The organism is Burkholderia sp. Ac-20353 (assembly GCF_017104785.1).
Lineage (GTDB): Bacteria > Pseudomonadota > Gammaproteobacteria > Burkholderiales > Burkholderiaceae > Burkholderia.
On sequence record NZ_JAAGPL010000193.1, the window covers coordinates 1 to 16116 of the forward strand.

Below are 16116 nucleotides of genomic sequence, written 5' to 3' on the forward strand. Positions count from 1 at the left end.
GTCGCAAGCGTGCTGGTGACAGGCGACAACCGCGGCAGCGCGGCGGCGGTCGCGGCGTCGCTCGGCATCGGCGAGGTTCACGCGCAGGTGCTGCCGGACGACAAGGCGCGCGTCGTCGCGGACCTGAAGCGCGCGCACGGCGGCATCGTCGCGATGGTCGGCGACGGGATCAACGACGCGCCCGCGCTCGCCGCGGCCGACGTTGGCATCGCGATGGCGACCGGCACCGACGTCGCGATGCACACCGCCGGCATCACGCTGATGCGCGGCGATCCGGCGCTCGTCGCGGACGCGATCGACATCTCGAAACGCACGTACCGCAAGATCCAGCAGAACCTGTTCTGGGCGTTCGTCTACAACCTGATCGGCGTGCCGCTCGCGGCGCTCGGCTGGCTGGACCCGGTGATTGCGGGCGCGGCGATGGCGTTTTCCAGCGTGAGCGTCGTCACGAACGCGCTGCTGCTGCGGCGCTGGAAGGGGCGCGCGCGATGATACGGCGGACTGGCGCTAGCGGACCGGCCGGCGCTGCACGGCGTTCCTCGGTCCGCCACGCGTACGCGAGCCGGTGCTAGCCCGACACGATCGGCTTGATCAGCGTCGTCGTGATCGGCACGAAGCCGCACGCGCGGTAGAGCGCCCGCGCGGCCGCGTTGTGGTTGAACACCGACAGCCCGATTTCGGCGACGCCGTGCCGGCGCGCGTCGGCCTCGAGCGCATCGAGCACGCGCGTAGCCCAGCCCTGGCGGCGCCGGGGCGGTGCAATTTCGAGGTCGTAGATGAACAGCGTGCGATTCGGCCCTTCGGTCACGATCGCATACCAGAGGTCGCCGATCGGGTCGCCGCTGGCGGAATCGACGAGCGACGCGAGCGTCTGGCCGGCCGTCAGCAGGCCGTCCGGCAGCAGCGTATCGAAGCAGGCCCGGGCGCGCACCGCTGCTTCGTCGGCGGCGTTCTGCCCGGAGGAGACGAGATCGCGCGCGTAGCCTTCGATGGCGCGCGCGCGGTATGCGTGAAATTCGCCGGCCGTCATCGGCCGCATCTGCAACATGACCCGATCGCCGCGTGAGGGAACGGATTTCCAGTGTAGCGGGATGGCCGCGCGAGCGCGCGGCCAGGCGAGGTGAGTCGGCGAAAAGCCGACGCGCGGCGTGCTCCGCGCGGGCGGATCGGCGGATCGGCGGATCGGCGGATCGGCGGATCGGCGAATCAGCGAATCAGCGAATCAGCGAATCAGCGAATCAGCGAATCAGCGAATCAGCGACGGTACAGGCACAGCGGCACCAGATGCGACTGACGCACGCGCTCGGCTTCGGCGCGACGTGCGGCATACGAGTATTCCGCATCGAGCGGCAGGTGCGGCGAAACGAACAGGTCGTCGATCTTTTGCAGCAGCGCGAGGATGAAGCTCATTTGAGGCTCCCGAAGGATTGACTAGGGGTTTTCCCTATATGAGCGCCATTCTAAGGGTTTTCCCTAAATCTCGCTAGTGCGCCGCAGCAATTTGCCGCAACCGGCCGGCGACCGACCGCGCGACGGAATCGCCGAGCGTCGCGCCGCAAGGCCCGGAAGACAGGGTCGAAACACTCATCTTCCGTGACGGGCACGCTTCACGGCCGCCGTCTGTCGGGCCATGTTGCGCTCCAGACGATCGACCTGCGACAGCAGCACCTCGTTGTGCTGTTCCAGCGTCACGACAGTCGCCTGCTGCGTCGCCAGATCGGCCGTGAGGCGATCGATCCGCAATTGCCGGGCCGTGGCGTCGTCCTTCAGCCGCGACATCTGCGCCGCCTGTGTGGCCAGTGTCACGAGCGCAGCCAGCATGACGAGCGCCAGCGCCAGCAGGAGCCTGTTCACCCGGCGCATTTCACGATCGGCCGCGCGTTGCAGCCCGTCCGCTTCCGCTTGCAACGCAGCGAGGCGATCCGTCAACGGACGCACGTGAATCTCGGGATTGAAGGACGGGGTGGCAGACGCGCCCGCCGGTTGCGCCGCCGCCGTCGGTTCGATGCGGCTCGGCGATGGTTTAGCGATGAACGCCGCCGCAGGTGCGTCCGTTCGGGCCGCCGAAGGCGCGGCGGGCGTGGCGGGCGTGGCGGGCGTGGCCGGCACGACTGCATCACGCGGGCTCGCCGCAATGGCCGGCTCGGCATGCCCGGTGGATTGCGCCCCGACCGCCGTGCGCTGCGTGCCCGGTTCGGACGCAGTTTCGGCCTCGGTCGACACAGGCAGCGCCACCGCTTCGCCCGCGCTCACGACGGCCGATGCGCGGCGCGTCGTCCCGGCCGACGAGCGGGCGCTTGCCTCGCGCACGGTCGCCGCCGTCGTTTCCGCGTCTGCGGGAGTCTCCACCATGTTCTCCTGCCCGGAAACGGCGGAGACAGAGGCGGGCGGCGGCGTCAAACTGCCGGCCGCTGTCGTCACGCGCTCGGTAGCAGCCGCGTCCCGTTCGCCTTCACTTCCCCCCTCAGCCGCACCCTCACCCACCGCCGGCGCCTGCGGCGCGCCGAACCCGTCGAATGTCGCCTGCTCATGAGCCGACACGATCGTTGCCGAATCGTCAGCCGCCGCCACCTCGGCCGCCACGGCACGCGCCGCAGCCGGCTTCGCGTCGCCGGTCTCGATCACCGGATCACCGAACAGATCGAGCATGGGCTCGTCGCGCGGCGCATCGGCCGCCTGCTCATCACTGCCCGGCTGCGTCGCCGCGCGGGCGGACGCATGCTCGGCCGCTGCGGCGGTGCGACGACGGGACTGGGAGGACGGACGGCTGGAACGGGAACGAGGCGTGGCGACGGATTCGGTCATGGAGATCGGAATGCGGCTGGCCCCGCAACCGCGGGACCGGAACGTCGAACGGAATCAGTGACCGCGCATTGTCGCACGCCCCGTCGCTTATTCGTCACCGGACAGGCTCTCTCCGTCGTCAACGCGCATCACGCCGGGCAGCGCGCGCAGTTTGTCGCGGATCGCCTGGTATTCGACGTCGGACACGCGCCCGAGCGCGATCCTCACGTCGTCGTGCTCGTCATCCTCGTCGGCCTGCTGGACGATGAACTGCTTCACACGCGCGCTGTCCGGGCCGAGCGCCGCGTGCAGCGAATCGAACGTCAGCGCGCCTCGCACGACCGTCAGCGCGAGCTGGCGCCGCTGCCGCGCCGTGAAATAGCGCCGTTCGAGCGGCTTCACGCCCGCGAGGATGATCAGGATGATGACCGTCGCGGAAATCGCTCCGACGTACAGCCCGCCGCCCACCGCGAGGCCGATCGCGGCGACCGACCACAGGCTCGCGGCCGTCGTCAGCCCGCGCACGATCTCGCCGCGCAGCAGGATCGAGCCCGCGCCCAGGAAGCCGATGCCCGACACGACCTGCGCGGCGACCCGTGACGGATCGAGCACGATGTTGCGCGGGCCGAGCACGTCGAAGAAGCCGAAAGCCGACACGATCATGAACAACGCCGAGCCGACGCACACGAGCATGTGCGTGCGCAGGCCGGCCGCCCACGCGAGGCGCTCGCGCTCGAAACCGATCACGCTGCCGAGCGCGGCCGCCAGCAGGAGCCGCGCGACAAGTTCCACGTTGCTGAGCATCGGTTTTCTCCTTTTTGTGGTGTCGGCCGCGCGGAATGTTTTATCCTTGGCCCCGGCCGCGCGCATCCGTGCCGCGCCGACACGATTCGATCCACGCGCTCAACCCCGTCATGTCCGTTTCCGACTCCGACTCCGCTTCCGCCCAGGCCACCCAATTGCGCCACCATTTCGCGCACGTCGTCTTGCCGATCTGGCGGGGTTCAGGGTTCGACCGCGCGATGCAACTGCCGTTCGAAGCCGTCGATCCGGCGACCCACGCGCCGCTGCCGGTCGCGCGCTACCGCGCGATGGCGTGCGCGCGCCAGCTGTTCGTGTTCGCTCAGGCGGGCGAGACCGACCACGCGGCGACGCTGTTCGATGCATTGTGCCGGCGCTTTCGCGATACGCGCCATGGCGGCTGGCACTACAGCGTCGACGCGGCCGGCGCGCCGCTCGACACGACGAAGGATCTGTACACGCATGCGTTCATCGTATTCGCGTGTGCCGCGTGGCACGCGGCGTCGGGCGAGCGCGATGCGCGCACGGTCGCCGAGGAGACGGCCGCGCTGATCCAGGACCGCTTCGCGCCGCAGCGCGGCAACGCGCTGCTCGATGCCGCGCGCCACGCCGATTTCTCGTCGTCGGGCACCGGCCCGCTGCAGAATCCGCTGATGCATCTGACGGAAGCGTGGCTCGCCGCAGCCGAAGCGTTCGGCGACACCGCGTTCGACGACGCGCTCGCCCGCACCGCGCAGGCGGTCGAACGCGCGTTCGTCGATCCGGCGACCGGCTGCGTCGCCGAGCTGCCGCTCGGCTCGGCCGACAACCGCTTCGAGCCGGGGCATCAGTTCGAATGGTTCTATCTGGTCGACGCGGCCGGCGCACGGATCGCGCAGACGGGATTGCGCGCCGCGCTCGCGCGGGCCTTCGAATTCGCCGAACGGCACGGCGTCGATGCGCAGACGGGCGGCGTCAGCGCCGCGCTCGACGCGCAAGGCGCGTGCATCGACGGCACGCAGCGGATCTGGGCGCAGACGGAGTACCTGCGCGCGCTCGCGACGCACGGCGGCACGCCGGCATCCGCGCCGCTCGCGACGCAGATCGAGCGTTTCGCCGCACGCTTCCTGCATCCGCGCGGCTGGTACGAGTGCAAGACGGCCGACGGGCAGGTGTCGCGCGCCGACCTGCCGTCGACGACACCCTACCACCTCGCGACCGCTTACGCGGCGCTGCCCGCCGGCACGTAATCGGCGCTGGCGAACGACGGCGCCGAACGTTCGCCGCGCATCGCGCGCGTATCGCCGAGCTCGAACACCGACACGGCCTGCATCAGGTGCGCGGTCTGGTCGTTCAGCGACGCGGCCGCGGCCGCGACTTCCTCGACCAGCGCCGCATTCTGCTGGGTCAGCTGATCCATCTGCGTGACGGCCTGGTTGACCTGCTCGATCCCGGTGCTCTGCTCGACCGACGCGGCCGTGATCTCGGCCATCGTCTGCACGACGCGCGAGATCGACGTCGACACCGTCCGCATCGCGTCGCCCGCGCGCTCGACGAGCGCCGCGCCGCCGTTGATCTGCGCGACCGAATCCTCGATCAGCGTCTTGATCTCCTTCGCCGATTGCGCGCTGCGCTGCGCGAGCGAGCGTACCTCGCCCGCGACGACCGCGAAGCCGCGGCCCTGTTCGCCCGCGCGCGCGGCCTCGACCGCCGCGTTCAGCGCGAGGATGTTGGTCTGGAACGCGATTCCGTCGATCACCGAGATGATTTCCGCGATGCGGCCGGAACTCTGCGCGATCCCGCGCATTTTCTCGATCACGCTGTCGACGACGCCGCCGCCGTGGCTCGTCGCCTCCAGCGCGTCGTCGGCCAGCGCGCTCGCCGCGCGGGCGCTGTCGGTGTTCTGGCGCACGGTCGCGGTCAGCTCCTCCATGCTCGCGGCGGTTTCCTCGAGCGACGCGGCCTGCGTGCCGGTGCGCTCCGACAGGTCGGCGTTGCCGCTCGCGATCTCGCCCGCGCCGAGGTGGATCGCGTCGGACGCTTGGCGCACGCTGCGCACGGTCTGCGCGAGGCTCGCCTGCATCGTCGCGAGCCCGCGCAGCATCCGGTCGATCTCGAACACGCCGCCCACGCGCACGGCCACGTCGAGCCGGCCCTGCGCGATCCGCTCGAAAAGGCGGCCGGCCTCGTCGAGCGGCGCGACGACCGCGCGCCGCGCGGCCGCATGGATCGCCGCGCTGCTCGCAAGCATCGCGGCCAGCAGCACGATGCCAACCCACTTGAACCAGCTCATGCCCGCGTCGATCGTGCCGAGCGCGGCGCGGCTCGACGCACTGCCGTAGTCGACGAACCGATGCAGTTCGGCAAGGTACGCGTCCTGGATGCCTTGCGTCGGCTGGTCGAGAAACGCCTGGATGTTGCCGCCGTCGAGGAACTGCACGAGTTCCGCGAGCGCCGCGTGGATCGCCTTGTAGCGCTCGGCGAGCGCAGCGATGCGCGCGCGGTTCTCCGCGTCGATCGGCTGCACGGCGGTCAGCGCGGCGAACGCCTTGTCCGCCTCGGCGAGCGAATCGCTCGCATGGCGGATGATGTCGTCCGGTTTCGCGCCGCCGCGCACCATCCGCGTGCCGGCGCGCGACAGGTTGATACGCGCGTCGAGCAGGCGCTCGGTCGCCTGGTTCGCGGCGCCGACCTGCGCGATCGCGACGTTCGACAGATCGTCGACGCCGCTGCGCGTCGACGTGAACGACCAGAAGCCGAGCGCCTCGATCGCGAGCATAAAGAGGCAGAACACGGCCAACACGCCGAGCAGACCCGACGCTAGCTTGATTTTGCTGAACATGAAGATTCCTGGAGAGCGACGATGAAGCAATGCCACGGCGTTAGCGGCATTTCGCGCGCGGACTTTAGCGTTGGCCGCGGAATCTCGCACGGGCGAGCATGAATGCATGCGTTCGAAGCAATAATCGAGTCGTCCGATGCCGCCCGCCGCAAGAAACGCGGACGAATTTCCTTGCTTATCCGCGCCCCCCTTCCTAGAGTTCAGCGCAAGCGGCCATTCATTGCGAGGAAGTCGATGACGGACATCGTGGATCACGCCCGCGGCGCATTGCGGGCGCAACCGTTCAGCATGCTGCTCGGCACGGAGCTGATGCATATCGGCGAGCATGAGGTATCGCTGTGCCTGCCCGTGCGCGACGAATTGCGGCAGCAGCATGGCTACGTACACGGCGGCGTCATCAGCTATCTCGCCGACAACGCGCTGACGTTCGCGGGCGCGCTCGCGCTCGGGCCGCGCGTGATCACGGCCGAATACAAGATCAACTACCTGCGGCCGGCCGTGAACGGCACGCTCGTCGCGCGCGCGAAGATCGTGTATGCGGGACGGCAGCAGGCGACCTGCCAGTGTCACGTGTTCGTCATCGACGGCGATCACGAGCGGCTCGTCGCGATCGCGCAGGGGACGATCAACCGCGTCGGCGACGGGAAGGTTCCTGGGGCGCCGGAGGAAGCGGCCTGACGCCGGTTCTCGCCAACATCAGGCTTGCGAACGAGCCGGTGAACGCAGCCCCTAATCCGCGTCGCCCCCCGTCAGCGGCAGGAAACGCGGCGCCACGCGCGCCCGCACGGTGCCGTCCGCATCGGTGCGATAGATCCCTCGCGCGGCGTTGTGCGGATGGGTTGCCGCATCGCCCACGCTCAGCACCGGCGCGAAGCACGCGTCGCTGCCCTCCAGCAGCGCGCGCCAATGCGCGGATGGCTGCTGCGCAAACACCTCCCCGAAACGCGCCTTCAGCGCCGGCCACCGCGTTCGGTCGTACTGTGACGCCGGATCGACATCCGTGAGCCCCAGGCGTTCGATCAGCAGCGCATAGAACGGCGGCTCGAGCGCGCCGATCGTCACACATGCGCCGTCGGCGCAGCGATAGACATCATAGAACGGCGCGTCGTGAAACAGGCTCGGCTGCGCGCCGTCGAGCTGGCCGTTCGCGCGCGCCCACAGCGCGAGCGTGCCGAGCATCGCGACGATGTCGACGATCGCGCCGTCGACCACCCGCCCCGGCCCGCCCGCGCGCACGTCGAACAGCGCACAGACGATCCCGAACGCGAGTCCGAGCGCGCCACCCGCGTCGCCGACGACGGTCGGCGGCACGCCAGGTTTGTCGCCGCGCGGCGCGGACAGCGACAGCAGGCCCGTCAGCGCGACGTAGTTCAGGTCGTGGCCGGCCGCAGCCGCAAGCGGCCCCGTCTGGCCCCAACCGGTCATCCGGCCGTACACGAGGCGCGGATTGTGCGGTGCGCAGTCCGCCGGCCCGAGCCCGAGGCGCTCCATCACACCGGGCCGCAACCCTTCGATCAGCGCGTCGGCGCGTGAAATCAGCGCAAGCGCGTCGTCACGCCCCGCCGGCGTCTTCAGGTCGAGCGGAACGATCGTCTTCCCGTCGCGCAGCAGATCGCCGTCGCTGCTCTGCAGCGCGTCCGGCGCGCTCGTGCGGCCGGCCGGACGCGCGATCAGCGTGACCTGCGCACCCATCCCGGCGAGGATCCAGCCCGCGAGCGGGCCGGGGCCGAGGCCTTCGAATTCGACGATATGGACGCCTTTTAGCGGCGATTCGAGCGGCATGCGGTTCTCCTGTTGCCCGTTCAAAACAAAAAATCCCTGCTCGGCGGGGTCCGCTTCGCAGGGATCAGGATGACCATCTTTCCATCGCGCGGCAGCCCGGACCGTTCGCGCCGGCCGGGCCGCGCGCCCATCAGAACGCATCCCCCGGCACGCGCACCCAGCCTTCCATCAGCACGCGCGCGCTGCGGCTCATGATCGCCTTGGTGACAGTCCACTCGCCGTTTTCCAGCTTCGCTTCAGCGCCGACGCGCAGCGTGCCCGACGGATGCCCGAAGCGCACGGCCTGGCGCTCGCCACCGCCCGCCGCGAGGTTCACGAGCGTGCCCGGAATCGCCGCCGCGGTGCCGATCGCAACCGCCGCCGTGCCCATCATCGCGTGATGCAGCTTGCCCATCGACATCGCGCGCACCAGCAGGTCGACGTCGCCGGCCGCGACCCGCTTGCCGCTCGACGCGACATAGTCGGCCGGCTTCGCGACGAACGCGATCTTCGGCGTGTGCTGGCGCGTCGCGATCTCGTCGAGCGTGTCGATCAGGCCCATCCGCAGCGCGCCGTGCGCGCGGATCGTCTCGAACTTCTCGAGCGCCTTCGCGTCGCCGTTGATCGCATCCTGCAGCTCGGTACCCGTGTAGCCGATCGCCTCCGCGTCGACGAAGATCGTCGGGATCCCCGCGTTGATCATCGTCGCCTTCAGCGTGCCGACGCCCGGCACCGCGAGATCGTCGACGAGGTTGCCGGTCGGGAACATCGAGCCGCCCGCGCCGTCTTCCTCGGCAGCCGGATCCATGAATTCGAGCTGCACTTCCGCGGCCGGGAACGTGACGCCGTCGAGTTCGAAGTCGCCCGTCTCCTGCACCGCGCCGTTCGTGACCGGCACATGGGCGACGATCGTCTTGCCGATGTTCGCCTGCCAGATCCGCACGGTCGCGACGCCGTCGCGCGGCACACGCGCCGGATCGACGAGGCCGCCGCTGATCGCGAACGGGCCGACTGCCGCCGACAGGTTGCCGCAGTTGCCGGTCCAGTCGACGAACGCCTTGTCGATCGACACCTGGCCGAACAGATAGTCGACGTCGTGGCCGGGCCGCGTGCTCTTCGACACGATCACCGTCTTGCTCGTGCTCGACGTCGCGCCGCCCATCCCGTCGATCTGCTTGCCGTACGGATCGGGGCTGCCGATCACGCGCAGCAGCAGCGCGTCGCGTGCGGCGCCCGGCGCCTGCGCGGCCTCGGGCAGGTCCTGCAGGCGGAAGAACACGCCCTTGCTGGTGCCGCCGCGGATGTAGGTCGCGGGAACCCTGATTTGAGGAATGTGAGCCATGTCGGTGTATTCAGTGTTGAAACCGCGAGGCGATGCGTCGCCGCATCGCCTCCGCTACCTCGTCAAGCCGCCTGCGACGATTCGAGGAAGTCCTGCGCGAAGCGCTGCAGCACGCCGCCCGCGTCGTAGATCGACACTTCCTCGGCCGTATCGAGCCGGCACGTCACCGGCACCTCGACGCGCTCGCCGTTCTTGCGGTGAATCACGAGCGTCAGGTCGGCGCGCGGCGTGCGCTCGCCGATCACGTCGAACGTCTCGGTGCCGTCGATGCCGAGCGTCGTGCGGTTCGTGCCCGCCTTGAACTCGAGCGGCAGCACGCCCATCCCGATCAGGTTCGTGCGGTGGATCCGCTCGAAGCCTTCCGCGACGATCGCCTCGACGCCCGCGAGCCGCACGCCCTTCGCGGCCCAGTCGCGCGACGAGCCCTGGCCGTAGTCGGCGCCCGCGACGACGATCAGCGGCTGCTTGCGATTCATGTACGTCTCGATCGCTTCCCACATCCGCATCACGTTGCCTTCCGGCTCGACGCGTGCGAGCGAGCCCTTCTTCACCGCGCCGTCGACCACCGCCATCTCGTTGATCAGCGTCGGGTTCGCGAAGGTTGCGCGCTGCGCTGTGAGGTGGTCTCCCCGGTGCGTCGCGTACGAGTTGAAGTCTTCTTCCGGCAGGCCCATCTTCGCGAGGTATTCGCCGGCCGCGCTGTTCGCGAGGATCGCGTTCGACGGCGACAGGTGGTCGGTCGTGATGTTGTCGCCGAGCACCGCGAGCGGGCGCATCCCCTGCAGCGTGCGCTCGCCGGCGAGCGCGCCTTCCCAGTACGGCGGACGGCGGATATAGGTGCTCTGCGGCCGCCAGTCGTACAGCGGCGCCGCGCGCTCGCCCGCGTCGGCGCTACGCGCGAACATCGGTTCGTAGACCTTGCGGAACTGCTCGGGCTTCACGCTCGACGCGACGATCGCGTCGATTTCCTCGTCGGTCGGCCAGATGTCCTTCAGCGTGACCGGCTTGCCGTCCTGGTCGTGGCCGAGCACGTCCTTCTCGATGTCGAAGCGGATCGTGCCCGCGATCGCATATGCGACGACGAGCGGCGGCGACGCGAGGAACGCCTGCTTCGCATACGGATGGATGCGGCCGTCGAAGTTGCGGTTGCCGGACAGCACGGCGGTCGCGTACAGGTCGCGATCGACGATTTCTTGCTGGATCTTCGGGTCGAGCGCGCCGGACATCCCGTTACAGGTCGTGCACGCGAACGCGACGATGCCGAAGCCGAGCTTCTCCAGTTCCGGCAGCAGGTTCGCTTCTTCCAGATACAGCTCGACCGCCTTCGAGCCCGGCGCGAGCGAGCTCTTCACCCACGGCTTGCGCACGAGGCCGCGCGCGTTCGCGTTGCGCGCGAGCAGCGCCGCGGCGATCACGTTGCGCGGGTTGCTGGTGTTCGTGCAGCTCGTGATCGCGGCGATGATCACCGCGCCGTCGGGCATCTCGCCCGCCTTCTCTTCCCATTGGCCGGCGATCCCGCGCGCGGCGAGGTCCGACGTCGGCAGCCGCTTGTGCGGGTTCGACGGGCCGGCCATGTTGCGCACCACCGACGACAGGTCGAACGTCAGCGTGCGCTCGTATTGCGCTTTATCCAGCGTATCGGCCCACAGGCCCGCTTCCTTCGCGTAGGTCTCGACGAGCGTCACCTGCTCGTCGCTGCGGCCCGTGAGGCGCAGGTAGTCGGTCGTCTGGCCATCGATGAAGAACATCGCGGCCGTCGCACCATATTCGGGCGCCATGTTCGAAATCGTCGCGCGGTCGCCGAGCGTCAGGCTCGCTGCGCCTTCACCACGGAATTCCAGGTACGCGCCGACCACCTTCTCCTTGCGCAGGAACTCGGTCAGCGCGAGCACGACGTCGGTCGCGGTGATGCCCGGCTGGCGCTTGCCGGTCAGCTCGACGCCGACGATATCCGGCAGCCGCATCCACGACGCGCGGCCGAGCATCACGTTCTCGGCTTCCAGCCCGCCGACGCCGACCGCGATCACGCCGAGCGCGTCGACGTGCGGCGTGTGGCTGTCGGTGCCGACGCAGGTGTCCGGGTACGCGACACCGTCATGCGCCTGGATCACCGGTGACATCTTCTCCAGGTTGATCTGGTGCATGATGCCGTTGCCCGGCGGGATCACGTCGACGTTCTCGAACGACTTTTTCGTCCATTCGATGAAGTGGAAGCGATCCTCGTTGCGGCGATCCTCGATCGCGCGGTTCTTCGCGAACGCGTCCGGATCGAAGCCGCCGCACTCGACGGCGAGCGAGTGATCGACGATCAGCTGCACGGGCACGACCGGGTTCACCTTGGCCGGGTCGCCGCCGCGCTCGGCAATCGCGTCGCGCAGGCCGGCGAGATCGACGAGCGCCGTCTGGCCGAGGATGTCATGGCACACGACGCGCGCCGGGAACCACGGGAAATCGCGTTCGCGCTTGCGCTCGATGATCTGTTTCAGCGAATCGGCGAGGATCGCCGGATCGCAGCGGCGCACGAGGTTTTCGGCGAGCACGCGCGACGTGTACGGCAGCGTGTCGTAGGCGCCGGGCGCGATCGCTTCGACCGCGGCACGCGCGTCGAAGTAATCCAGCGACGTGCCGGGCAGGGGTTTGCGGTAGGCGGTATTCATCATGTGGGGGCAACCTGGGTATGACGTTCAGCGCGCGGCGGCCGCCCGTGTGGCGACGGCCGCCGCGCGCTGCTGGCGTGTCAGCGCTTCTCGATCGACACGAACTGCAGATCGTCCGGGCCCGTGTAGTTCGCGCTCGGGCGGATGATCTTGTTGTCGACGCGCTGCTCGATGATGTGCGCGGCCCAGCCGGACGTACGCGAGATCACGAACAGCGGCGTGAACATCGCGGTCGGCACGCCCATCATGTGATACGACACCGCGCTGAACCAGTCGAGGTTCGGGAACATCTTCTTCGCGTCCCACATCACCGACTCGAGGCGCTCGGCGATGTTGTACAGCTTCAGGTCGCCCGCTTCCTTCGACAGCTTGTGCGCGACGCCCTTGATCACCTTGTTGCGCGGATCGGAGATCGTGTAGACGGGGTGGCCGAAGCCGATCACGACTTCCTTGTTCTCGACACGGCTGCGGATGTCGACTTCCGCTTCGTCCGGCGAGCGGTAGCGGCTCTGGATCTCATACGCGACTTCGTTCGCGCCGCCGTGCTTCGGGCCGCGCAGCGCGCCGATCGCGCCGGTGATCGCCGAGTAGATGTCCGAGCCCGTGCCCGCGATCACGCGGCCGGTAAACGTCGATGCGTTGAACTCATGCTCCGCGTACAGGATCAGCGACGTGTGCATCGCGTCGACCCACGACTTCGACGGCGTCTTGCCGTGCAGCAGATGCAGGAAATGGCCGCCGATCGAATCGTCGTCGGTTTCGGTCTCGATGCGCTTGCCGTTGTGCGAGAAGTGATACCAGTACAGCAGCATCGAGCCGAGCGATGCCATCAGGCGGTCGGCGATGTCGCGCGCGCCCGGCAGGTTGTGGTCGTCCTTCTCCGGCAGCACGGTGCCGAGCACCGACACGCCCGTGCGCATCACGTCCATCGGATGCGCGGATGCCGGGATCTGTTCGAGCGCGGCCTTCAGCGCGCTCGGCAGGCCGCGCAGCGAACGCAGCTTGGTCTTGTACGCGGCCAGTTCGGTCAGGTTCGGCAGCGTCTCGTGCACGAGCAGGTGCGCGATTTCCTCGAATTCGCACGATTCCGCGACGTCGAGGATGTCGTAGCCACGATAGTGCAGGTCGTTGCCGGTCTTGCCGACCGTGCACAGCGCCGTGTTGCCGGCCGTCACGCCCGACAGCGCAACCGACTTCTTCGGCTTGAATGCGCCTGCGGCGGCCGGTGCTGCTGCGTCTTTCGTCTCGCTCATGTTTCGGTTCTCCAATTTCAGATGCGTGTCTCGTGGGGTGCGGGCCGCGTTACTTCTTGCCCTGCGCGAACAGTTCGTCCAGCTTCCGTTCGTATTCGTGATAGCCGAGGAAGTCGTACAGCTCGGCGCGCGTCTGCATCGTCGGCACCGCTGCCTTCTGCGTGCCGTCGCGGCGCAGCGTCTCGTAGAAATTCAGCGCGGCCTTGTTCATCGCGCGATACGCGCCGCAGCAGTACAGCGCGATGTCGACGTTCGCCTCGCGCAGTTCGTCGACGGTGAACAGCGGCGTCGAGCCGAATTCGGTCAGGTTCGCGAGGATCGGCACCTTCACGGCCGCCTTGAAGCGGCGGTAGTCGTCGAGCGTCTTCATCGCTTCCGGGAAGATCATGTCCGCGCCAGCCTCGACATAGGCCACCGCGCGCTCGATTGCCGAGTCGATCCCTTCGGCGGCAGCCGCGTCGGTGCGGGCCATGATCACGAACTGGTCGTCCGTACGCGCGTCGACCGCGGCCTTGACGCGATCGACCATTTCTTCGATCGGCACGACTTCCTTGCCCGGACGGTGGCCGCAGCGCTTCTGGCCGACCTGGTCCTCGAGGTGTACGGCCGCGACGCCGGCCTTGATGAACGAGCGAACCGTGCGCGCGATGTTGAACGCGCCGCCCCAGCCCGTATCGATGTCGACGAGCAGCGGCAGGTCGGTCGCATTGGTGATCCGGTTCGCGTCGATCAGCACGTCTTCCATCGTGCTGATGCCGAGATCGGGGATGCCGAGCGAATTCGCGGCGACGCCGCCGCCCGACAGGTAGACGGCCTTGAAGCCGACCGCCTGGGCCATCTTGGCAGCGTACGCGGTGATCGCGCCGACCACCTGCAGCGGCTGCTCGGCCGCGACTGCCGCGCGGAATTTCGCGCCGGCGCTTTGAAGATGCGTGTTGCTCATGAACGGCCTCCTGAGGGAATGCACGTTAGAACAGCAAGGAACGGGCCAGCTCGCGTATCGCTGCTAACCCACTGATTCTTAAGCAACCGGGCGCTTGCGCATCGCCTCCGGAAATTTCAATTTGGAAATCTCGTGTTCCAAAAATGAAATCTCGCGCGCATAATCGGCCGTCATGGACATCTCCTCGATCAAGCCTGTCGGCCCCGCCGAACGCGCGGTGCGGCCGCGCGTCTGGGCGATGGGCATCAGCCGTCTGCGCGACCTCTTTCGCGAGATCGCCGGCGAATTCGACGACCGCGCCGACGTGCGCATCGTGTCGCGCGCTTATGAAGAAGCGCTGAACGCGATCGCCGAGGCGGGCGCCGCGCGGCCCGACGTGATCGTCGCGGCAGGCTCGAACGGCGGCTTCCTGAAGACGCGCGCGCCGGTGCCGGTCGTGGTCGTCACGCCGACCGGCTTCGACGTGATGCAGGCGCTCGCGCGCGCCCGGCGCGACGCGTCGCGGATCGCGCTCGTCAGTGTCGGCGAGACGCCGCCCGAGGTGCGCCGCTTCGTCGCCGCGTATGGCCTCGACGTGGAGTTTGCGTCATATCAGTCCGCACAGGAAGCGGAAGCGTGCGTGCACGAACTGCACGACCGCGGCATCGAAACGATCGTCGGCCCGGGGCTCGTTACCGACCTCGCGGCGAGCGCCGGCATGGGCGCCGTGTTCCTGTATTCGCATGCATCGGTGCGCAAGGCCGTCGACACCGCGCTCGAGGTTGCCTACGCGACGCACGCGGAGGCGCTGCGGCGCCAGCGGCTCGACAACCTGCTCCAGCACCTGCGCGACGGCGTGGTCGCACTCGACGCGCGCGGCCGGGTCGAGGCGATCAACGAACGGCTCGCGCAAGCGCTCGGGGTCGAACCCGCTGCGGCCGTCGGGCGCGCACTCGTCGATCTGACGCCGGAACTGCGCACGCTGCGCGGCGACGACGGCGACGCGCTCGCGACCGTACGCGGCGTGCGCTATGTCGTGCACCGCGGGCCGCTCGTCGATCGCGGCGTGCTGTCGGGCAGCGTGCTGACCTTCCAGGAATCGCGCGCGGTCGAACGGCTCGACCGCGCGCTGCGCTCGCAGCCGAACACGCAGCAGTTCGCGGCGCGCTACACGCTCGACGACGTGGTCGGCACGTCGGTGCCGATGACGCGCGTGCGCGATCTCGTGCGCCGCTACGCAAAATCCGACGCGACCGTGCTCGTGCTCGGCGAAAGCGGCACCGGCAAGGAGATGATCGCGCAGAGCCTGCATGCGCTGTCCGCACGGCGCAGCTATCCGTTCGTCGCGGTCAACTGCGGCGCGTTTCCGGAAGCGCTGCTCGAAAGCGAGCTGTTCGGCTACGAGGAAGGCGCGTTCACGGGCGCGCGGCGCGGCGGCAAGACGGGCCTGTTCGAAGCCGCGCATCGCGGCACGCTGTTCCTCGACGAGATCGGCGAGATGCCGCCGTCGCTGCAAAGCCGGCTGCTGCGCGTGCTGCAGGAGCGCGAGGTGATCCGCCTCGGGTCAACGGAGCCGATCCGCATCGACGTGCGCGTGATCGCCGCGACCCATCGTCCGCTGCTCGCGGCCGTCGAGGACGGCACGTTCCGCGCGGACCTCTATTACCGGCTCAACATCCTGAACGTCGGGCTGCCGCCGCGGTGCGAGCGCACGGCGGGCAATACCGCGCTGGCGGCGGCGCTGCTGGTGCAGGCGGGGCGGCGGGAGCGGCGGC

General features: G+C 68.8%; 14 protein-coding genes. 4 read left to right on the forward strand and 10 right to left on the reverse strand.

What is annotated here, in order from left to right; translation table 11 throughout:
- Nucleotides 1-492, forward strand: a 492-nt coding sequence (locus G3N94_RS33330) for an HAD-IC family P-type ATPase (RefSeq protein ID WP_205797944.1), incomplete at its 5' end; no start/stop codon positions are given.
- 76 nt (nucleotides 493-568) lie between these two features.
- On the opposite strand, the gene G3N94_RS33335 is transcribed toward G3N94_RS33330, so the two are convergent.
- The 4 genes from G3N94_RS33335 to G3N94_RS33350 all read right to left on the reverse strand — a co-directional run bounded on the left by G3N94_RS33335 (nucleotide 569) and on the right by G3N94_RS33350 (nucleotide 3588).
- The gene (locus tag G3N94_RS33335) at nucleotides 569-1048 is read right to left on the reverse strand and encodes a GNAT family N-acetyltransferase (RefSeq protein WP_205797946.1); all 480 of its coding nucleotides are present in this window, start codon (nucleotides 1046-1048) and stop codon (nucleotides 569-571) included.
- Nucleotides 1049-1254: 206 nt separating this feature from the next.
- Entirely contained in the window at nucleotides 1255-1410 is a 156-nt protein-coding gene (locus tag G3N94_RS33340) for a hypothetical protein (protein ID WP_167389833.1), read from the reverse strand.
- Between the two features lie 174 nt (nucleotides 1411-1584).
- The gene (locus G3N94_RS33345) at nucleotides 1585-2805 is read right to left on the reverse strand and encodes a flagellar hook-length control protein FliK (protein ID WP_205797948.1); all 1221 of its coding nucleotides are present in this window, start codon (nucleotides 2803-2805) and stop codon (nucleotides 1585-1587) included.
- Nucleotides 2806-2892: 87 nt separating this feature from the next.
- The gene (locus tag G3N94_RS33350; RefSeq protein WP_205797950.1) at nucleotides 2893-3588 is read right to left on the reverse strand and encodes an MgtC/SapB family protein; all 696 of its coding nucleotides are present in this window, start codon (nucleotides 3586-3588) and stop codon (nucleotides 2893-2895) included.
- Between the two features lie 110 nt (nucleotides 3589-3698).
- On the opposite strand from G3N94_RS33350, the gene G3N94_RS33355 reads away from it, so the two are divergent.
- Complete coding sequence (locus G3N94_RS33355; RefSeq protein ID WP_205797952.1) at nucleotides 3699-4814, forward strand: AGE family epimerase/isomerase; 1116 nt, start codon at nucleotides 3699-3701, stop codon at nucleotides 4812-4814.
- Here G3N94_RS33355 and G3N94_RS33360 read toward each other — a convergent pair.
- A complete protein-coding gene (locus G3N94_RS33360) occupies nucleotides 4787-6406 on the reverse strand; it encodes a methyl-accepting chemotaxis protein (protein WP_205797954.1) in 1620 nt (539 codons plus the stop codon). The two genes, G3N94_RS33355 and G3N94_RS33360, sit on opposite strands and share 28 nt — an antisense overlap.
- A gap of 234 nt (nucleotides 6407-6640) precedes the next feature.
- On the opposite strand from G3N94_RS33360, the gene G3N94_RS33365 reads away from it, so the two are divergent.
- Nucleotides 6641-7084: a PaaI family thioesterase gene (locus G3N94_RS33365; protein WP_205797956.1), complete on the forward strand. Its 444-nt coding sequence runs from the start codon at nucleotides 6641-6643 to the stop codon at nucleotides 7082-7084.
- A 51-nt stretch (nucleotides 7085-7135) separates the two neighbouring features.
- On the opposite strand, the gene G3N94_RS33370 is transcribed toward G3N94_RS33365, so the two are convergent.
- The 5 genes from G3N94_RS33370 to prpB form a co-directional block, all read right to left on the reverse strand.
- Complete coding sequence (locus G3N94_RS33370) at nucleotides 7136-8188, reverse strand: CaiB/BaiF CoA-transferase family protein (RefSeq protein WP_205797958.1); 1053 nt, start codon at nucleotides 8186-8188, stop codon at nucleotides 7136-7138.
- 130 nt (nucleotides 8189-8318) lie between these two features.
- Nucleotides 8319-9509: a 2-methylaconitate cis-trans isomerase PrpF gene (gene prpF / locus G3N94_RS33375; RefSeq protein ID WP_205797960.1), complete on the reverse strand. Its 1191-nt coding sequence runs from the start codon at nucleotides 9507-9509 to the stop codon at nucleotides 8319-8321.
- Between the two features lie 62 nt (nucleotides 9510-9571).
- Nucleotides 9572-12166, reverse strand: a complete 2595-nt coding sequence (gene acnD / locus G3N94_RS33380) for a Fe/S-dependent 2-methylisocitrate dehydratase AcnD (protein ID WP_205797968.1) — start codon at nucleotides 12164-12166, stop codon at nucleotides 9572-9574.
- 80 nt (nucleotides 12167-12246) lie between these two features.
- On the reverse strand, nucleotides 12247-13419 hold the full coding sequence (gene prpC, locus G3N94_RS33385; protein ID WP_205797962.1) for a 2-methylcitrate synthase: 1173 nt from the start codon (nucleotides 13417-13419) through the stop codon (nucleotides 12247-12249).
- A 49-nt stretch (nucleotides 13420-13468) separates the two neighbouring features.
- Nucleotides 13469-14362 carry a methylisocitrate lyase gene (gene prpB / locus G3N94_RS33390; protein ID WP_205797964.1) on the reverse strand — a complete coding sequence of 298 codons (894 nt, stop codon included), beginning with the start codon at nucleotides 14360-14362 and terminating at the stop codon, nucleotides 13469-13471.
- A 172-nt stretch (nucleotides 14363-14534) separates the two neighbouring features.
- Between prpB and prpR the strand changes: the two genes are divergently transcribed.
- On the forward strand, nucleotides 14535-16116 hold a 1582-nt coding region (gene prpR / locus G3N94_RS33395), incomplete at its 3' end, for a propionate catabolism operon regulatory protein PrpR (protein WP_205797966.1).